The organism is Vogesella sp., from assembly GCF_046297735.1.
In the GTDB taxonomy this organism is placed as follows: Bacteria; Pseudomonadota; Gammaproteobacteria; order Burkholderiales; family Chromobacteriaceae; genus Vogesella; species Vogesella urethralis.
In genome coordinates this window covers 99,186-115,603 of the sequence record NZ_JBKBHK010000010.1, presented here as the reverse complement: position 1 = coordinate 115,603, position 16,418 = coordinate 99,186, and the positions used below count along the sequence as shown (strand labels likewise).

The following is a 16,418-nucleotide window of genomic DNA, read 5'->3' as shown; positions in this document are numbered from 1 at the left end:
AAACATCGTTTCTTGATCTTTGCAGTGCAAGTATTTGGCAGAGCCAGACACTTACACCTATCGGTTATTTGGTTTGTTTAAAGAGCGGTGCTGACTTCGTTTCGTTTGCGTCGTCAGCTGATGGGGCGAACTATACGCATCGACTTTCATGCCGTCAACACTATTTTTTAACTTTTTTGGCGGTAATTTAAAGATTTCATCGCAACACATTGTTTTGAAATGAAAAACATATCAGCAGCCATAACATTTCTTTTGAAAGACGGAACCATACGGCCGCTTTTCGCCAGATTCCACAGGGAAAACTTGTGATAAGGCCGTTGATAACTGCTCTTTTAGGAAAAGCATGCCATTAGGCAACATATCGTGTGCGGCACGGAATGCGGCCAACAAGACAAAGGCGCCGCCCCTGTCGGGAAACGGCGCCTGGCGGAGCGAGCAGCGCAAACGGTTTAGCTGCGGTAGTCGGCGTTGATACGCACGTAGTCGTAGGAGAAGTCGCAGGTCCAGACCGTAGCACTGGACAGGCCTCGATTCAGCACCACGCGGACGGTGATCTCATCCTGCTTCATCACGCGCTGACCGTCTTCTTCCTTGTAGTCGGGATTGCGCCCGCCGTCTTTGGCCACCAGCACGTCGTCGAGGTACATCTCGACGCGATCGACGTCCAGGTCCTGGATGCCGGCGTAGCCGATGGCGGCCAACAGGCGACCCAGGTTCGGGTCGGAGGCAAAGAAGGCGGTTTTCACCAACGGCGAGCGGCCGATGGCGTAACCGACGGCCTTGCACTCGGCGATAGTGCGGCCACCTTCTACTTGTACAGTAATGAACTTGGTGGCGCCTTCACCGTCGCGCACGATGGCTTGCGCCAGCTCGATGGCCACTTCCAGCAGCGCGGCTTTCAGTTGTTCGTAGGCCGGGTGGTTAACGCTGTCGATACGGGCTGCACTGCTCTGACCGGTCGAAATCAGCATGAAGCTGTCGTTGGTGGAGGTGTCGCCGTCGATGGTGATGCTGTTGAAGCTGAGGTCGGCCACTTCCTTCACCAGCTGGTTCAGTACCGGGCGGGTGACCGGGGCGTCGGTGGCGATGAAGCCCAGCATGGTGGCCATATTGGGGTGAATCATGCCGGCGCCTTTGGCGATACCGGTGATGTTGACGGCCTGGCCGTCGATGCTGATGGTGCGGCTGGTGGCTTTGGGCGCCACATCGGTAGTCATGATGGCTTCAGCGGCGTCGGCCCAGGTAGCGGCCTTGCGTTGCGGCAGCGCGCTGATGATCTTGTCTACCGGCAGCGGTTCCAGAATCACACCAGTGGAGAACGGCAGGATCTGTTCCGGCAGACAGTCGAGTTCCTGTGCCAGTGCTTCGCACACGGCGCGGGCGTTCTGGCGGCCGGATTCGCCGGTACCGGCGTTGGCGTTACCGGTATTGATGACCAGCGCGCGAATCTGCACGCCGGCGTCGAGATTCTGTTTGCAGATCTGCACCGGCGCGGCGCAGAAGCGGTTTTGCGTGAACACGCCGGCCACGGTATTGCCTTTGTCGATGCGGATGACCAGCACGTCTTTGCGGCCAGGCTTCTTGATGCCGGCTTCGGCATACGCCAGGTCTACGCCAGCGATGGGGGCGAGCCGGGTATTATCGATGGGGTTGAGATTCACGGGCATGGCGTTTCTCCGATATTTGATGTCGCGCTATTGTAACTGCGCAGGTGCAGCAATGCCATGCAAGCCGCCGGGCTACTCTGCGGCCAACCCTTGCTGCAGGATTTGCAGCAGTTGCTCGCCATAACGTGCCACCTTCAGCTCGCCCAGGCCGTAAATCTTGCGCAGTGCCGCCAGCGTCTGCGGCTTTTGCAGCACCAGCTCTTGCAGGCTCTTGTCGGAAAACACCGCGTACGCCGGTACGTTGTGTTCGTCGGCTGTGTGCTTGCGCCAGCGGCGCAGCGCTTGCCATAGCCGCTCTTCGCGTTCGGTACGCAACCAGCGCTCGGCGTGGACGCTCTGGCGCTTGCGGTCATCCGCTAGCGGACGCAGCGCGATGCTTTCCTGCCCTTTCAGCAGCGGCCGGCAAGCATCGGTGAGCAGCAGCGACTGGCCGCGCGCCACGTCCACCACCAGCAACTTGCGGGCGACCAGCTGGCGAATGATCGAGCGCCAGCCTTTCTGGTTCAGCTCTTTGCCGATACCGAAGGTGGACAGCTTGTCGTGGCCGAAATGGGTGACGCTGGCGTTGGGGCGGCCCAGCAAGACATCGATGACGTGGCTGGCAGCAAAACGCTGGCCGACACGGTAGATGCAGGACAGCAGCTTCTGCACCTGTACCGTGGCGTCGTAGGTGGTGGGCGGACGCTGGCAGTTGTCGCACTGCCCGCACGGCTGCGAGGCCTCGCCGAAGTAGGCCAGAATCTGCTGCCGGCGGCAGCTGGCGGTTTCGCAGTAGCCCAGCATGGCGTCGAGTTTGGTGAGCTCCACCTGCTTTTGCTGCTCGGGGCTGTCACCGCTCTCGATCATCTGCGTCAGCTGCACCATGTCGTTGAGGCCGTAGCACAACCAGCTGGTAGCCGGCAGGCCGTCTCGACCAGCCCTGCCGGATTCCTGATAGAAGTTTTCCGGGCTTTTGGGCAGATCGATATGGGCGACAAAACGCACGTCGGGTTTATCGATACCCATGCCGAAAGCAATGGTGGCCACCATCACGATGCCGTCTTCGCGCAAGAAGGTACGCTGGTTGGCCTCGCGTTCGGCGTGGCTCATGCCGGCATGGTAAGGCAAGGCGCGGATACCGTTTTCGCACAGCCACTGCGCGGTATCGTCCACCCGCTTGCGCGACAGGCAATAGACGATGCCGGAAACGCCGGGGTAGTCGTTTTCGATAAAGCTGAGCAACTGCTTCTTGGCGCTGTCCTTCTCTACTACCTGATAGAACAGGTTGGGCCGGTCAAAGCTGGTGACAAACTGGCGCGCGTCCTGCAACTGCAGGTAATGCAGCATGTCGGCGCGGGTTTCGGCGTCGGCGGTGGCGGTGAGCGCGATGCGTGGCACTTGCGGCCAACGCTGGAACAGCACCGCCAGTTGCTGGTATTCGGGGCGGAAGTCGTGCCCCCACTGGCTGACACAGTGCGCCTCGTCGATGGCGAACAGCGCCAGCTGCGGCAGGCTGGCCAGAAAATCCAGAAACCGCGGGTTGATCAGCCGCTCCGGCGCCACGTACAGCAAGTCGAGGTCGCCGTAACGCGCGGCGTAGGCAATGTCGCGCGCGTCGTCCTGGCTAGTGGCCGAGTTCAGACAAGCCGCCTTCACCCCGGCTTCGCGCAGTGCGGCAACCTGGTCTTGCATCAGCGCGATCAGCGGCGATACCACCAGCGCCAGCCCCGGGCGCAACAGGGCCGGAATCTGGTAGCACAGGCTCTTGCCACCGCCAGTAGGCATCAACACCAGTGCGTGGCCACCTGCGGCCACGTGGTCGATGATGTCGGCCTGCATGCCGCGAAAGGCGGGGTAGCCAAAGGTGTTCTGTAATAGGGAGAGGGCGTTATCCTGCATCGGCGTTCCTGCGAGAAGGCCGTCATTGTACGCAAAAAAAGCGGCCACCCTCGGGTAGCCGCGCAAATAGATCTTTGGAGACAATGTGAAACAATGAAGAGTGACAGCACTCACAGGCTCTGAGCCCGCGCCCGCCGCCAAGTTCCCGCCGCTTTGGCTTTGGCAGCGAGTGTGCGAGACTTCTTTTATTCATTGCCGAACGAGCCCAATCATGAAGCGATATCTGATCCCTACCCTGCTGCTATGCAGCATTCTGGCCGGCTGTGCCACCGCACCGCGTACCACGCCAGCGCAAAGCGGCAAACCGGCTACCAGCACGGTCAAACCTAGCCAGCCCGCCCCCAAGCCAGCCCCTATCGCCAATGCAGACTGGGTCATCATGGGCGTGACACCGAATGGCAATATCCTGCACGAGGTCGATCGGCTCAGTATTCAGCGTCGTAGTGGTCTGGTGCTGTTCCGCGACCGCAAGACCATTTTCAACCCCAGGAAAGAAAACTTCCTCAGTACCCCGCGTCACAAACAGTCGATCAACCAATGGGAAGTGGACTGCAACGGTGCCACTTTCCGCCTGCTACGCATGACGCTGCTGGATGAAAACGGCCGGGAAATCCTGAACCGCACTTATAATGACAGCGAGATTCGCGCCATGCCGGTGGTAAGACAATCGGCGGGCTTTCAGCAGATGGACTACGTATGTAAACAAAGCAGCGTGTAATACTGCTGCGACGGTCTGGCAGACAAACACCGCCAGACTGTCTTCTGATAGCAAGGGGCAACTATGCGTCGGGTGGTATTCAACCAGAAGGGTGGCGTCGGCAAGTCCACCATTACCGTCAATCTGGCAGCGGCCGCCGCCAAGGCTGGCCGCAAGGTACTGCTGATCGATCTGGACCCGCAAGGCAACGCCAGCCACTACCTCAACGGTAGCCACGAGCCACCTGCAGCCAACGCGGCAGGTTTCTTCAACCAGATGCTCACCATCAGCATGTTTGAAAAAGGGCCGGATGCGTTTATCGTGCCAACCCGCTTCGACCAGTTACACCTGATGGCCTCGCACCCGGAACTGACCGAGCTGATGGTCAAACTGGAAGCGCGCTATAAAATGTTCAAGCTGCGCGAAACCCTGCTGCAACTGGACACGGTATACGACGAAATCTGGATCGACACCCCGCCGGCGTTGAACTTCTATACTCGCTCGGCGCTGATTGCGGCCAACCGCTGCCTGATTCCGTTCGACTGCGACACCTTCTCGCGCCACGCACTACTCAGCCTGATGGACAATGCCGCCGAAATTCGGGCCGACCATAACCCGGAACTGCACATCGAAGGCATCGTGGTGAACCAGTTCCAGCCTCGTGCCAGCCTGCCGGTACGCATGGTGCAGGCGCTGCGCGACGAAGGCCATCCGGTATTGAACCCGCCACTCTCAGCGTCGGTAAAGATTCGTGAATCACACGAGCGCAGCCTGCCGATGGTGTACCTGGACCCGCGCCACAAGCTGGCACAAGAATTCAGCCAGTTGTACCAGCATCTGGCCGGCGCCTGACCCCCGCCGCTGAACCATGAAAACCGACCAGAAATCGCAGCTACTCTGGCTGGCCAGCATACTGCTGGCGCTGGCCAGCAGCGTGGTGCTGATCCTCTGGCAAGAACGCAAGCTTCAAAACGAGCTGCGCAGTCAGCAACTGGCGCAAGCTACCCAGCAGCTGGACATCATCAGCCAACGTCTGCAACAGATCAGCCAGGCCGGACAAACCGCTACCGAGTTGCTGATCAACGCCAGCAACGGGCCGGTACACAACGGCTTTGAACGCTACGCCCCGTTTGTGTTGTCCGCTCACGATGCCTTTGACTTTGTGGCCCTGATCGAGCGTATCACCCCCGTGCAGCGGCTCGACCTGGAAGAACGCCAAAGCCTGAGCATCCGCGAATTCCGTGGCAGCAAACTGGTGAATGCCGCCCAACGCAACACCTACTTCGTGGCGACCTTGCAACACCCGGACGATGGCAAAGCGCTGCCTTCCCGGCTGGATCTGGGTGCCGAACCGGCCACGCTGGCCGTGTTGCGCCAGGTCAGTACCCGCGGCCAACCTGCCATTGCCCGTATCCAGGCGGGCAACCTGCAACGTAACGTCATTTTTTTTACGCCCAAAGCCAACCCGCAGGCGGCGTTGATCCTGTTCGGGCTGAACACGGACAGCCTGCTGGCCAGCCTCAACCGTAGCAGCAACCCGGCGCTACAGCTGAGGCTGCGTATCATGCTGCCGGGGCAAACACAGCCGCTACTGGACAGTCACCCGGGTATGCAAAGCAGCACCTTGCCGCTACTGAGTGCTACCCGACCACTCGGCAACCAGCGTCTGGCTTTCCAGTTATACACGCTAGAAGCCGACTCTCCGCTACCTACCCATACTGCCCCGCTCGCCACCGGCATGCTGCTGATAGTGGGTATCCTGCTTCTGGGAGCGCGGCGCTACCACCGCGACAACCAACGTGAAATCCACCGCCAAAGCGCTGCGCTGTCACTACAACAGCAAAGCCACCACAGTCTGAAACTGCAACTGGCGCAACAACAGCAGCAAATGCGGCCCTTGCAGCAAACCGAAGAACGCTGGCGCGCCTTGTTGCACGACGCGAGCGACGGAATGTTGCTACTGGATGCCAATGGCCAAGTACAAGAGGTCAACCCGGCAGCTGCACAGTTGATAGGTCAGCCGCGCGAAACGCTGCTGCATCTACCGGCGGGTGCCTTGATCAGCGAACTGCATCATCCGGACAGCCAGCCCTTTGCCCAGCACGCGGCGCCTTTGCTGGGCAACCCGTTCGAAGCGATGCTGATTTGTGATCAATCGTTCATGCTGCAGGTAGAGCTGAGCCTGAGTCGGATAGAACCCAGCCAAGACACACCGCTCTACCTGGTCGTCTGTCGCAACATTGCCGCGCGCAAAGAACGTGAAGCCGCGCTGATCCGGCTAAAAGATTCGCTAGCCGAACAGGTAGAAACGCAAAGCCGCCAGCTCACCGCGCTGCTGGACGCCAGCCCTATGGCGATGGCTTATATCGTCGACCGTCAGTTCAAGAAAGTGAACAAAGCCTTCCTGGAACTGTTTGTGCATGAAGAGGCGGCCATCGTCGAGCAGCCTACCCGCCTGATCTACGACAGTGACGAGCACTATATACGCACCGGCCGGCTGATCTACCCGCTGCTGTATCAGGGGCAGGTAACGCAGAATACGCTGCGCCTGCAGCGCGGCGATGGCAGCACCTTGTGGGTCAATATGTACGGTAGGGCTGTCAAGCCGGACACCCCAGGCCTGGGATCGGTTTGGCTGTACCAGGATATTTCCACCCAGCGTAATACCGAAGAGGCGCTGCGTCAGGCGCGCGACCTGGCCGAAGAAACCAGCCGTGCCAAAACCGAGTTTCTGGCCAATATGTCGCACGAACTGCGCACCCCGCTGCATGCCATCCTCGGCTTTGCCGAAATGGGCGAGGCGCGCAGCCACGGGGGTGACGGCAATAAAATTGCCCATTACTTTGAACGTATCCACAACAGCGGCAGCCGTCTGCTGTCACTGCTGAACGATCTGCTGGATCTGGCCAAAATGGAAGTTGGCAAGATGGACTACCAGTTCGGCCGTCATGATCTGGAACAGGTCGTTCGCGAAGCGGTAGAAGACCTGCGCGGGCAGGCCGGCAAGCACGGTGTGCAGCTGCTGCTTGCCGAAGCGCCACAGAGCATGGTGGCAGAGGTTGACCCTTTCCGCATTGGTCAGGTCATGCGCAACCTGCTGTCCAATGCCATCAAGTTCAGCCCCAAAGCCGGCCGGGTAGAGATCGGTTTCAGCCTGCGCCATGCGCCCGATGCCCTGTTGACCATTACCGTGCGCGACTACGGCCCCGGCGTACCTGCTGGCGAACAAGAGCGCATTTTTGACAAGTTCATCCAGAGCAGCCTCACCAAGACCGGCGCAGGCGGCACGGGCCTGGGGCTGGCAATCAGCCGCGAAATCGTACTGGCGCACCACGGCCTGCTATCGGTGCACAATGCCGCCGACGGTGGCGCCATTTTCAGCCTGACCCTGCCGCAACGGCAGCAACGGCAAGCCAAGGAGAACTGAGCATGGGCAAACGCCTGCTATTGGTAGACGACGAACCCTTCAACCTGGAGCTGCTGACCGAACTGCTACAGGATGCCGGCTACGACACAGTACAGGCCGAAGATGGCGAAACGGCCTGGCAGATACTGCAACAAGAGGGGGAAACTTTCTCTGCCGTGCTGCTGGACAAAATGATGCCGGGCATCAGCGGCTTCGAACTGCTGCGGCGCATGAAGTCGTCAGCCCGGCTGGCTTTCGTACCGGCCATCATGCAAACCGCCGTCGGCGCGGCGGCCAGCGTGCAGGAGGGGCTATCGTCCGGTGCGTTTTACTACCTGACCAAACCGTTCTCGCGTGACATGCTGCTAGCGGTAGTGGCCGCCGCATCGGTGCACTGGGACCGCCACCAGCACTTCAAGGAGCTGGCTAGCCAGCAAGCCGGCGCACTGCGGCACATGAACAGCGCCAGCTTTTGTTTTGGCAACCTGCTGGAAGCACAGCATGTCACCTCGCTGCTGGCCAAGGCCAGCCCGGAACCCGAAAAAGTGGCCACCGGGCTGTTCGAACTGATTGTCAACGCCATCGAGCACGGCAACCTGGAAGTGAGCTACGAAGAAAAAACGCGGCTGCAAAGCCAGGAGTGCTGGGAAAGCGAGCTGGAGCAGCGTCTAGCCGACCCGGTACTGGGGCGGCGGCGGGTGTGGGTAGACATGGCACGTGAGGCCGGTTGCCTGCGCTTTACCATTCGTGACGAAGGCCGTGGTTTTGACTGGCAGAACTTCCAGGACAGCGCGCCGGATGCGCTATTGGCCAGCCACGGCCGCGGCATCCTGATTGCGCGCAAACTGTCGTTCGACCTGGTGGAATATCAGGGCTGCGGCAACGTAGTGGTAGCCACTACCCTGCTACCCGCCCAGTAGGGCTGCCAGCCGCTACGGCTGGTCTGAAGTGCCAGCCTTTGCCCCAACTGCAAGCGCACAGCACCATGCCAGTCGCTACGCCACAGGGGGATGCCAGCTGCGGCCAACCTGGCCACCACTTCAGCGTGCGGGTGACGGTAACGGTTCATGAAGCCGGCACTGGCCACCGCATAACGCGGCTGCACACTGGCCAGCCAGATGGCGCTGCTGGATGTGCGGCTGCCGTGGTGGCCCAATACCAGCACATCGCTGCGCAACTGCGCGCCATAGCGCGTCACCAGCTCATCCTCCACCGCCTGCGGCGCATCACCACTGAGCAATAAGGCGCGTGTTGGCGTGGCAACCCGCAACACGCAACTGAGCGCATTATCCTCGCCCTGCGCGCCCAGCCGCGGCGCAAGCACGTCAAAACGAACGCCATCCCACGCCCAGCTTTGTCCCGCCACACAGGGTTGGCCACGCCAATCGGCAGCGCTGGCTTCCTGCCCCCGATACAACAAACGTACCGGCCATTGTCGTAACAAGCTGTCGGCGGCACCATCGTGATCATTATCGTTATGCGACAGCCAAAGCACATTCAGCTGCTGTACACCACGTGCACGCAATACCGGCAGCAACACGCGGCTAGCGTCGCCCGCGCCGGTATCAAACAGGGCGTCGTGCTTGGCTGTTTGCAACAGCACCGACAAGCCTTGCCCCACATCCAGCACCTCGGCCCACAGCTCGCCAGGTGGCGGGCGCGGCGCGCGATAGAGCAGAACAGGCAGCAATGCCGTGCACGCCAGCGTCTGCCAGGCAAGACCTAACGGTAACACCAGCATCAGGCTGCCCAGCAAGGCTGCTGGCAGCAACTGCCACGGTAACTGTGGACGGGTATAGGGGGGCCACTGTGCCAGCCAGTCCACCCCCAGCCAGAAACCGCCAGCCAATTGCCCTGCCAACCACACCAGCGCATCTACTGGCAACACGACACACAGCAACACCAGTGGCGTCAGCAACATGGAAACATAGGGAATGCCCAGCGCATTGGCCAGCGGCGACAACACGGGGAAGCTACCAAACAAGTACAGCAAAGGCAGCACAGAGGCCACGGTAACGCGCCATTGCGCCTTGAGCGCCCTCAGCCAGCCCGACGCAGGCTGGCGCAACCCTGTTTCGCCGGCAACCAAAGCCCCCACTAGCAGGAACGACAGCCAGAAACCCACCGCCAGCACCGCAAATGGGTCCAGCAACAACACCACCGTCAGCGCCGCCAACCAGACCTGCAAGCCCGACAGGCTGCGGCGCAGGCTCAAGCCCAGCACCGCGACCAGCAGCATCCACACCGTGCGCTGCGTCGGCACCGAAAAACCGGCCAGCACGGCATAGGCCAGCGCGGCCAACATGCCGGCCCAACGCGGTAGCCACGCCGGCAGCGGCAACCCAAGGCGACGCAAACCATGGCCCAGCCACGCGATCAGCACTGCAATCAGGCTGATGTGCAAACCGGACACACTGACAACATGGGTCAAGCCGGTGGCAGCCAGCGTCGTCCACTCGCTGCGCGTCAGCCACTGCTGCGCACCGACGGCTAACGCCACCACCAATGCGCTATCACGCCCTGGCCCTGCCGTGGCCTGCAGGCGATGCACAATGGCCTGGCGCTGATGGTCTATCCATGCCAGCACATCGGTTTTGTCGGGCGGCAAAACCTGACGCCCCTTGGCAATACTGCCGGTGGCCAGCACACCTTCGCTCCAGTACCAGCGCTCGGCATCAAAGCCCGCCACATTGGCCGCGCCGCGTGGCGGGCGCAAGCGTACCTGTAGCTGCCAGCGGCTACCGGCCGGCCAGTCACGCTTGGAGTAGTCGTTCAGCGCCAACAAGGGCGGCGTCCCCGGTGGCGCCTTATCCACTTCGAAGCGTAACCGAACGCCGTACTCTCCCGGTGCCGGCAGACCACGCACCACACCACTGATGGTCAGACGCTGGCCGTGCAGAGCGGGGTCCAATTGCTGCGCCAGTCGTGTATCAGCTCGCCAGCTGGCGTAGCTAAGGCCCAAAGCAAGCCATAACAACGCGCAGCGCCATCCCTGCCGGCGGCCCCACCAACACGGCCACAGCATCAGCGCCAGCGCCGGCAGCAGAAACCACGGCGGCAAGGCAGGTAGCAGCGCACACAGCACAATGCCGGCGCACAGGAAAGCCAGTCGGAACATACGGCCATGCTAGCCAGCACACTTATCGACAGGCAAAGCCGTTGCCTCGCTGGCAGCGATACCGTATCTTCGCCGCGTCAAAAAAGGAAAAACCATGCACGCCACGCCCCTGTACTGCGCCGAAAACGCCCGCCGAGACACCGCCGAAAGGTTGGCCGCACGCTTTGCGCTACCGCTGGTAAAGCAGCGCCCGGAAAGTGGCTACTGGCTGGAGCTGGGGCCGGAACGGCTGGAACTGCTTACCACCGGCAAGCACGGCGCGGTGTACGCCGAGTTTGTTGCCGGCGCCGCCAAGCACCGCCGCGAACAAGGCGGCGGCCGCGGCCAACCCGTGGCCAAAGCGGTGGGGCTGAAAGGCGCCAAAGACCTGCCGCGCATCGTCGACGCTACCGCTGGTCTGGGCGGCGACAGTTTCGTGCTGGCCACGCTGGGCTGCGAGGTCACCCTGCTGGAACGCTCGCCAGTGGCCGCCGCGTTGCTGTTCGACGCACTGGAACGCGCCAGCGTGCACCCGGACACCATGGACATCGCCGCGCGCATGACGCTGATCCACACCAACGCCATCGACTGGCTGGCACAGCAGACCGAACTGCCATGGGAACAACGCCCGGAAGTGGTGTTTGTCGACCCGATGTTCCCCGATACCGACAAGAAAAGCGCTGCCGCCAAGAAAGGCATGCAGGCCTTCCAGCACGTGATTGGCGACGACATGGACAGCGCTGCGCTGCTGGCCGCCGCCATCGCCGCCGCCACCGGCCGCGTGGTGGTGAAACGCCCGCAGCGCGGCGTACCGATCGAAGGCGTCAAGCCGTCGGTGGTGCTGGACGGCAAGTCCACCCGCTTCGACCTGTACGTGATCAAGGCGCTGCGGCCGCAGGACTTTGTTGGCCGCGACTAAGTTTTGTCGCACCACGACAGCAACAAGGGCAAGCCTGCGGCTTGCCCTTGTGCTTTTATCCATCGCCGATGCCATGCCACAATGCCGCATCATTCAAAAAGCATATCCGGTGATGCCATGCCTGCGCCCATCAAACTCGCCATCCTGATCGACACCCTGCCCGGCCGTGGCGAAGAGCAAGTACAGGCCTTTGCCGCGCTGGCGCCAAGAGTACGCGCAGAAAAGGGCTGCCTCGCCTACCAGCTGCACCGCGTGCCCGGGCAGGACGACCGCTTCGTGCTGACCGAAAGCTGGGCCAGCGCCGCCGACCTGGCCGCCCACGACGCCAGCGAGCACATGCAGGACGCGGCTCCGTGGCTGGCCAGCTTTCGCGCCGGGCCGGTTACCGTGCTGCCGCTGCAAGAAGTGCACCCGGCGCCGCCTCCCGCCGCGCCCAACAACAACCTGCCGCCCTTCCTGATCAGCGGCATCCTGCTGGGCAGCGTGTTGGCCGCCCTGGTGCAGCGTTATTGGCCGCTCGGTTACGGCCTGCTGGCAGGCGTCGGCGGCATGCTGCTCATGCAACGCTGGCTGCAGGCCTGCCAACAGCGCGGCTGGCTACCCGGCCGCCGCTGACGCGGCCACACCTCCCGCCCTGACTCCCCCTGCGCTACACTGCCCTCCCCGTGTCCGGCGCCCACGCGGCACAGACCGCCCGCGCCGCCTTGCAACCCTTGCCTATGGAGCCCGCCGATGGCTGTTTTTACCCTGGAAATGAAAGTCCGCGATTACGAGTGCGACATGCAGGGCATCGTCAACAATGGTGTCTACTTCAACTACCTGGAACACGCCCGCCATGAATTCCTGCTGGAAAAAGGCATCGACTTCGCCCAGCTGGCGCGCGACAAGGTGAACCTGGTGGTGGTACGCGCCGAGCTGGACTACAAAGGCTCGCTCACCAGCGGCGACCGCTTTGCCGTCACCGTGGCCTACGAGGCCGTGTCCAAGGTGCGCTTCGGCTTCCGCCAGCAAGTGATTCGCCTGGCCGACAACAAAGTGGTGCTGGAAGGCCTGATCGTCGGTACCGCCATCAACGAACGCGGCCGCCCGGCCATTCCGGCAGATTTCGCAACACGTCTGCAGGATTGAGCATACTGCCCTGTCATCAACCGTCACAAACCGTTACCCTGTTACCGCAAACTGTTGGCCACGAATGTGGTCCAATGCCGTAACTGTTTTTCTCGGGGAGTAGATACCATGACAACCAGAAACATCCTGATCGCCGGCATGCTGAGCATGGTCGCACTCACCGGCTGCGCTACCAGTTCCGATTCCGCCCAGGTGTACAGCAAAGGCCAGATGCGCCAGATGCACGAAGTGGAATACGGCAAGATCCTGGACATCAAGAACGTGAAGATGGAAGGCGACAAGAACGACCTGCTGACCCTGGGCGGCACTGCGCTGGGCGGCCTGGCCGGTAGCAATATCGGCAAAGGTAGCGGCGCGGTAGCAGGCGCTATCGTCGGCGCCATGGCGGGCGGCCTGGCCAGCGAAGCCGTGCAACGCAACAACACCAAAAACGCCTACGAACTGACCGTGCAGCTGGAAAAAGGCCGCACCGTGTCCATTGTGCAGGAAGCCGACGTGGTACTGACCGTGGGCCAGCGCGTGAAGGTAATTACCGGTGGCGGTACCGCACGCGTGCTGCCGATGTAAGCCTTGCCCCGTCACCGGTTCCGGTGATGACAAACACACAGCCTCCCTCGCGGAGGCTGTTTTGCATTCTGCGTGGCGCACGGCAGCGGGTGCGGCCAACTGGACAGCCCGGCAAACACGGGGTAGGCTGCCGGCCTTTTTTCCTTGTAAAACAATAACTTTGTATATACAAATGCTTGCCATCCCTGTCGCTATTACCCTGATGCTGGCCCTGTCGCTGGCACGTACCCATGTTGTCATCAGCCTGATCGTCGCCTCGCTGGCCGGCGGCCTGCTGGGCGGGCTGGACCTGCCGCAAACCCTGGCCGCCTTCAACAAGGGCATTACCGGCGGTGCGTCCGTCGCCCTGTCTTATGCCCTGCTGGGCGCGTTTGCCGTGGCCATCGCCAAATCCGGCCTGCCGCACGCGCTGGCCGACGCCGCGGTGCAACAGCTGCAAAACAGCCAGCGCCAGAGCAAGCTGAAGTGGCTGATGATCGGCCTGCTGGCGGTGGTAAGCGTGATGAGCCAGAACCTGGTGCCCATCCACATCGCCTTCATCCCGCTGCTGGTGCCACCGCTGCTGTACGTGATGGCGCGCCTGCAGCTGGACCGCCGGCTGGTGGCCTGCGTGATCACCTTTGGCCTTACCACGCCGTACATGCTGTTTCCGGTGGGCTTTGGCGAAATCTTCCTGAAGCAGATTCTGCTGGGCAATATCGAAAAAGCCGGCATGCCCGTGGCCGATGTCAACGTGATGCACGCCATGGCCATTCCGGCCGCCGGCATGCTGGCCGGCCTGCTGCTGGCGGTGTTTGTCAGCTACCGTAAGCCGCGCCACTACAGCCTGGGCAAAATCGAAAACACCGAGCGCACCCACGCCAAGGTTGGCCGCAAGTCGCTGCTGACCTCGCTGTTTGCCATTGCCGCCGCGTTTGGCGTGCAGCTGTACAGCGACTCGATGATGCTGGGCGCGCTGGCCGGCTTTCTGCTGTTCATCGCCAGTGGCGTGGTGAAATGGGGCGACGCCGATAGCGTGTTCAGCGACGGCATGAAGATGATGGCGATGATCGGCTTCATCATGATCACCGCGCAGGGCTTTGCCGAAGTGCTGCAGGCCACCGGCAAGATCAGCGAGCTGGTGCAAGTGTCGGCCGAGCTGTTCGGCCACAGCCGGGGCGCGGCGGCGTTTGCCATGCTGTTTGTCGGCCTGCTGGTCACCATGGGCATCGGCTCGTCGTTTTCCACCGTGCCCATCCTGACCGCCATCTACGTGCCGCTGTGCCTGCAGCTGGGCTTTTCGCCGCTGGCCACCGTGTCCATCATCGGTACGGCCGGCGCGCTGGGCGATGCCGGCTCGCCGGCGTCCGACTCCACTCTGGGGCCGACTTCCGGCCTGAACGTGGACGGCCAGCACGACCACATGCGCGATACCGTCATCCCCACCTTCCTGCACTACAACCTGCCGCTGTTGGCCGCCGGCTGGGTCGCGGCGATGGTGCTGTAAGCGGCAAGCGGTGAGGCTGCGTTACAATGCCGGTCAAACATTGATGGAACACGCCATGGAATCGCGCCTCACCGAGCTGGAAATCAAGGTCGCCCTGCAGGACGACCTGCTGGACACGCTCAACCTCACCATCGCGCGCCAGCAACAGCAGATCGACCTGCTGCAAGAGCAGCTGCGCCACCTGTACCGCATGCAGCAGGCCGGCAACCAGCCGGAAGAGCAGCGCTCGCTGCGCGACGAGATCCCGCCACACTACTAAACCGGCCCGCTTTACCTGAAAGATTAAGCATGAGTACTCCCCTGCAACTGGCCCGCTCGCTGGCACCCCTGCTGGCTGGCTACTGCTGGGCCATCGGTGGCAGCACCTTGCTGCAACACCTGGACCTGGTGGAACAACCGCGCGACCTGGACATCGTCACCACCGCGGCCGACTTTGCCGCCGTACGCGCCGTGCTGGCCGCCCGTGGCCAGGACATCACGCCACCACCGCACCCGCAATACGCCACCCGTCACTTTGCCCGCTTCGATATGGGCGATGGCCTAAGCGTCGACCTGATCGCCGACATGGCCATCAAGCTGGAAAAAGGCAGCTACCGCTGGCCGTTTGACGCCAGCGCCCGCTTTGAGGCAGACGGTCTGCCGTGGTGCTGCCCCGAAGACTGGGCGCTGCTGTACCGGCTGATGGGGCGCGAGGAACAAACCGAGGCACTGGACGAGTGGCTGGACGAGCACAGCGTGCAACACCCGCACCGACTGGCGGCCAACCTGTTTGCCCAGTACCCGGCCAGCGCCATGCAACCGGCCCCGGCCTGGTGGCCGTGGGACGAATGACCCGCAGCCTCGCCGCGCTGCTGGCCCTGACACTTGCCCTGCTGTGTGGCACGGCCTACGCCGGGCGCGTAGTCAACCTGGCCAGCACCGACTACCCGCCGTACTTTTCGCCGCAATTACCCGGCGATGGCGTCGTCGCGGCCATTACCCGGGCCGCGCTGGCCAAGCACGGCCACACGCTGCAGCTGCATTACCGGCCGTGGGCCAGGCTGATGGCCGAGGTAAAGGCCGGGCAGTTCGATGGCGTGATGGCCGTGTGGTACGAGCCGGCCCGTGCCGAATACCTGCATTACAGCCTGCCGCTGGTGAATACCGTGATGGGCTTTTACGGCCGGGTAGACAAGCCGGTCGCCACCGAGCCGCTGAGTGCGCTGCGTACCCGGGTCATTGGTACCGTGCGCGGCTACAAAAACCCGGACGTGTTCGATCGCGCCGGCCTGAAGCAAGAGCTGGCCGCCGATGACCTGACCAATCTGCGCAAGTTGGCCGCCGGCCGTCTGGACCTGGTGCTGATCGATAAGGTGCTAGCCAGGCACCTGCAGGGCAAACTCACCACCAGCGAACGCCACGCCATCCGCTGGCAAGACCCGCCTCTCTCGGTGATGCCGCTGCACGTCGGCTTGCGCCGCGAACTCAGTGATGGCGAGCAACTGCTGGCCGACTTCAACGACGGCCTGCAAACCCTGCGCAAGAACGGCCAGCTGGCAGCGCTGATCCAGCAATACCAACTGGCACAGTAACG

Annotated in this window: 16 protein-coding genes; 13 read left to right on the top strand and 3 right to left on the bottom strand. The window is 62.2% G+C overall.

Annotated elements, in window-relative coordinates:
- Positions 1–191 (top strand): hypothetical protein (locus ACK4FZ_RS13040; protein WP_409821555.1); only part of this gene is annotated, 191 nt, incomplete at its 5' end.
- Positions 192–449: 258 nt separating this feature from the next.
- Here the strand turns inward: ACK4FZ_RS13040 and argJ are convergent.
- The gene (gene argJ / locus ACK4FZ_RS13035; RefSeq protein ID WP_409821553.1) at positions 450–1,667 is read right to left on the bottom strand and encodes a bifunctional glutamate N-acetyltransferase/amino-acid acetyltransferase ArgJ; all 1,218 of its coding nucleotides are present in this window, start codon (positions 1,665–1,667) and stop codon (positions 450–452) included.
- A gap of 72 nt (positions 1,668–1,739) precedes the next feature.
- Complete coding sequence (gene recQ, locus ACK4FZ_RS13030) at positions 1,740–3,545, bottom strand: DNA helicase RecQ (protein WP_144373687.1); 1,806 nt, start codon at positions 3,543–3,545, stop codon at positions 1,740–1,742.
- 211 nt (positions 3,546–3,756) lie between these two features.
- On the opposite strand from recQ, the gene ACK4FZ_RS13025 reads away from it, so the two are divergent.
- The 4 genes from ACK4FZ_RS13025 to ACK4FZ_RS13010 all read left to right on the top strand — a co-directional run bounded on the left by ACK4FZ_RS13025 (position 3,757) and on the right by ACK4FZ_RS13010 (position 8,568).
- Positions 3,757–4,263 carry a surface-adhesin E family protein gene (locus tag ACK4FZ_RS13025; RefSeq protein WP_409821551.1) on the top strand — a complete coding sequence of 169 codons (507 nt, stop codon included), beginning with the start codon at positions 3,757–3,759 and terminating at the stop codon, positions 4,261–4,263.
- Positions 4,264–4,326: 63 nt separating this feature from the next.
- Entirely contained in the window at positions 4,327–5,094 is a 768-nt protein-coding gene (locus ACK4FZ_RS13020) for a ParA family protein (RefSeq protein WP_409821549.1), read from the top strand.
- 16 nt (positions 5,095–5,110) lie between these two features.
- Positions 5,111–7,669, top strand: a complete 2,559-nt coding sequence (locus ACK4FZ_RS13015; RefSeq protein WP_409821547.1) for an ATP-binding protein — start codon at positions 5,111–5,113, stop codon at positions 7,667–7,669.
- A 2-nt stretch (positions 7,670–7,671) separates the two neighbouring features.
- Positions 7,672–8,568, top strand: a complete 897-nt coding sequence (locus ACK4FZ_RS13010; protein ID WP_409821545.1) for a response regulator — start codon at positions 7,672–7,674, stop codon at positions 8,566–8,568.
- Here ACK4FZ_RS13010 and ACK4FZ_RS13005 read toward each other — a convergent pair.
- Positions 8,517–10,766 carry a DNA internalization-related competence protein ComEC/Rec2 gene (locus tag ACK4FZ_RS13005; RefSeq protein ID WP_409821543.1) on the bottom strand — a complete coding sequence of 750 codons (2,250 nt, stop codon included), beginning with the start codon at positions 10,764–10,766 and terminating at the stop codon, positions 8,517–8,519. The two genes, ACK4FZ_RS13010 and ACK4FZ_RS13005, sit on opposite strands and share 52 nt — an antisense overlap.
- 94 nt (positions 10,767–10,860) lie before the next feature.
- Here ACK4FZ_RS13005 and ACK4FZ_RS13000 point away from each other — a divergent pair, with 94 nt between their 5' ends.
- From ACK4FZ_RS13000 to ACK4FZ_RS12965, 8 genes are all read left to right on the top strand, one after another.
- The gene (locus ACK4FZ_RS13000; protein ID WP_409821541.1) at positions 10,861–11,664 is read left to right on the top strand and encodes a class I SAM-dependent methyltransferase; all 804 of its coding nucleotides are present in this window, start codon (positions 10,861–10,863) and stop codon (positions 11,662–11,664) included.
- Positions 11,665–11,781: 117 nt separating this feature from the next.
- Complete coding sequence (locus ACK4FZ_RS12995) at positions 11,782–12,279, top strand: putative quinol monooxygenase (RefSeq protein WP_409821539.1); 498 nt, start codon at positions 11,782–11,784, stop codon at positions 12,277–12,279.
- A gap of 117 nt (positions 12,280–12,396) precedes the next feature.
- Complete coding sequence (locus ACK4FZ_RS12990) at positions 12,397–12,792, top strand: acyl-CoA thioesterase (protein WP_409821537.1); 396 nt, start codon at positions 12,397–12,399, stop codon at positions 12,790–12,792.
- Between the two features lie 108 nt (positions 12,793–12,900).
- Positions 12,901–13,359 (top strand): glycine zipper 2TM domain-containing protein, encoded by a 459-nt coding sequence (locus ACK4FZ_RS12985; protein ID WP_409821536.1) that lies wholly within the window; start codon positions 12,901–12,903, stop codon positions 13,357–13,359.
- 172 nt (positions 13,360–13,531) lie between these two features.
- Positions 13,532–14,845, top strand: coding sequence for a Na+/H+ antiporter family protein (locus tag ACK4FZ_RS12980; RefSeq protein WP_409821534.1), 1,314 nt, complete (start codon positions 13,532–13,534; stop codon positions 14,843–14,845).
- 55 nt (positions 14,846–14,900) lie between these two features.
- Entirely contained in the window at positions 14,901–15,104 is a 204-nt protein-coding gene (locus tag ACK4FZ_RS12975) for a SlyX family protein (RefSeq protein ID WP_017510314.1), read from the top strand.
- A gap of 29 nt (positions 15,105–15,133) precedes the next feature.
- Positions 15,134–15,676 carry a hypothetical protein gene (locus ACK4FZ_RS12970; RefSeq protein ID WP_409821531.1) on the top strand — a complete coding sequence of 181 codons (543 nt, stop codon included), beginning with the start codon at positions 15,134–15,136 and terminating at the stop codon, positions 15,674–15,676.
- On the top strand, positions 15,673–16,416 hold the full coding sequence (locus ACK4FZ_RS12965; RefSeq protein WP_409821528.1) for a substrate-binding periplasmic protein: 744 nt from the start codon (positions 15,673–15,675) through the stop codon (positions 16,414–16,416). The genes ACK4FZ_RS12970 and ACK4FZ_RS12965 overlap by 4 nt, the downstream gene beginning before the upstream one ends.
- Positions 16,417–16,418 lie beyond the last annotated feature (2 nt).

What these genes read in the sequence shown, in the direction of transcription:
- ACK4FZ_RS12980 (WP_409821534.1), top strand. Translation starts at nt 13,532, where the DNA reads ATGCTTGCCATCCCTGTCGCTATTACCCTGATGCTGGCCCTGTCGCTG.
- argJ (WP_409821553.1), bottom strand. Translation starts at nt 1,667, where the DNA reads ATGCCCGTGAATCTCAACCCCATCGATAATACCCGGCTCGCCCCCATC.
- ACK4FZ_RS12965 (WP_409821528.1), top strand. Translation starts at nt 15,673, where the DNA reads ATGACCCGCAGCCTCGCCGCGCTGCTGGCCCTGACACTTGCCCTGCTG.
- ACK4FZ_RS12975 (WP_017510314.1), top strand. Translation starts at nt 14,901, where the DNA reads ATGGAATCGCGCCTCACCGAGCTGGAAATCAAGGTCGCCCTGCAGGAC.
- ACK4FZ_RS13025 (WP_409821551.1), top strand. Translation starts at nt 3,757, where the DNA reads ATGAAGCGATATCTGATCCCTACCCTGCTGCTATGCAGCATTCTGGCC.
- ACK4FZ_RS13020 (WP_409821549.1), top strand. Translation starts at nt 4,327, where the DNA reads ATGCGTCGGGTGGTATTCAACCAGAAGGGTGGCGTCGGCAAGTCCACC.
- ACK4FZ_RS12995 (WP_409821539.1), top strand. Translation starts at nt 11,782, where the DNA reads ATGCCTGCGCCCATCAAACTCGCCATCCTGATCGACACCCTGCCCGGC.
- ACK4FZ_RS12970 (WP_409821531.1), top strand. Translation starts at nt 15,134, where the DNA reads ATGAGTACTCCCCTGCAACTGGCCCGCTCGCTGGCACCCCTGCTGGCT.
- ACK4FZ_RS13015 (WP_409821547.1), top strand. Translation starts at nt 5,111, where the DNA reads ATGAAAACCGACCAGAAATCGCAGCTACTCTGGCTGGCCAGCATACTG.
- ACK4FZ_RS12985 (WP_409821536.1), top strand. Translation starts at nt 12,901, where the DNA reads ATGACAACCAGAAACATCCTGATCGCCGGCATGCTGAGCATGGTCGCA.
- ACK4FZ_RS13000 (WP_409821541.1), top strand. Translation starts at nt 10,861, where the DNA reads ATGCACGCCACGCCCCTGTACTGCGCCGAAAACGCCCGCCGAGACACC.
- ACK4FZ_RS13005 (WP_409821543.1), bottom strand. Translation starts at nt 10,766, where the DNA reads ATGTTCCGACTGGCTTTCCTGTGCGCCGGCATTGTGCTGTGTGCGCTG.
- ACK4FZ_RS13010 (WP_409821545.1), top strand. Translation starts at nt 7,672, where the DNA reads ATGGGCAAACGCCTGCTATTGGTAGACGACGAACCCTTCAACCTGGAG.
- recQ (WP_144373687.1), bottom strand. Translation starts at nt 3,545, where the DNA reads ATGCAGGATAACGCCCTCTCCCTATTACAGAACACCTTTGGCTACCCC.
- ACK4FZ_RS12990 (WP_409821537.1), top strand. Translation starts at nt 12,397, where the DNA reads ATGGCTGTTTTTACCCTGGAAATGAAAGTCCGCGATTACGAGTGCGAC.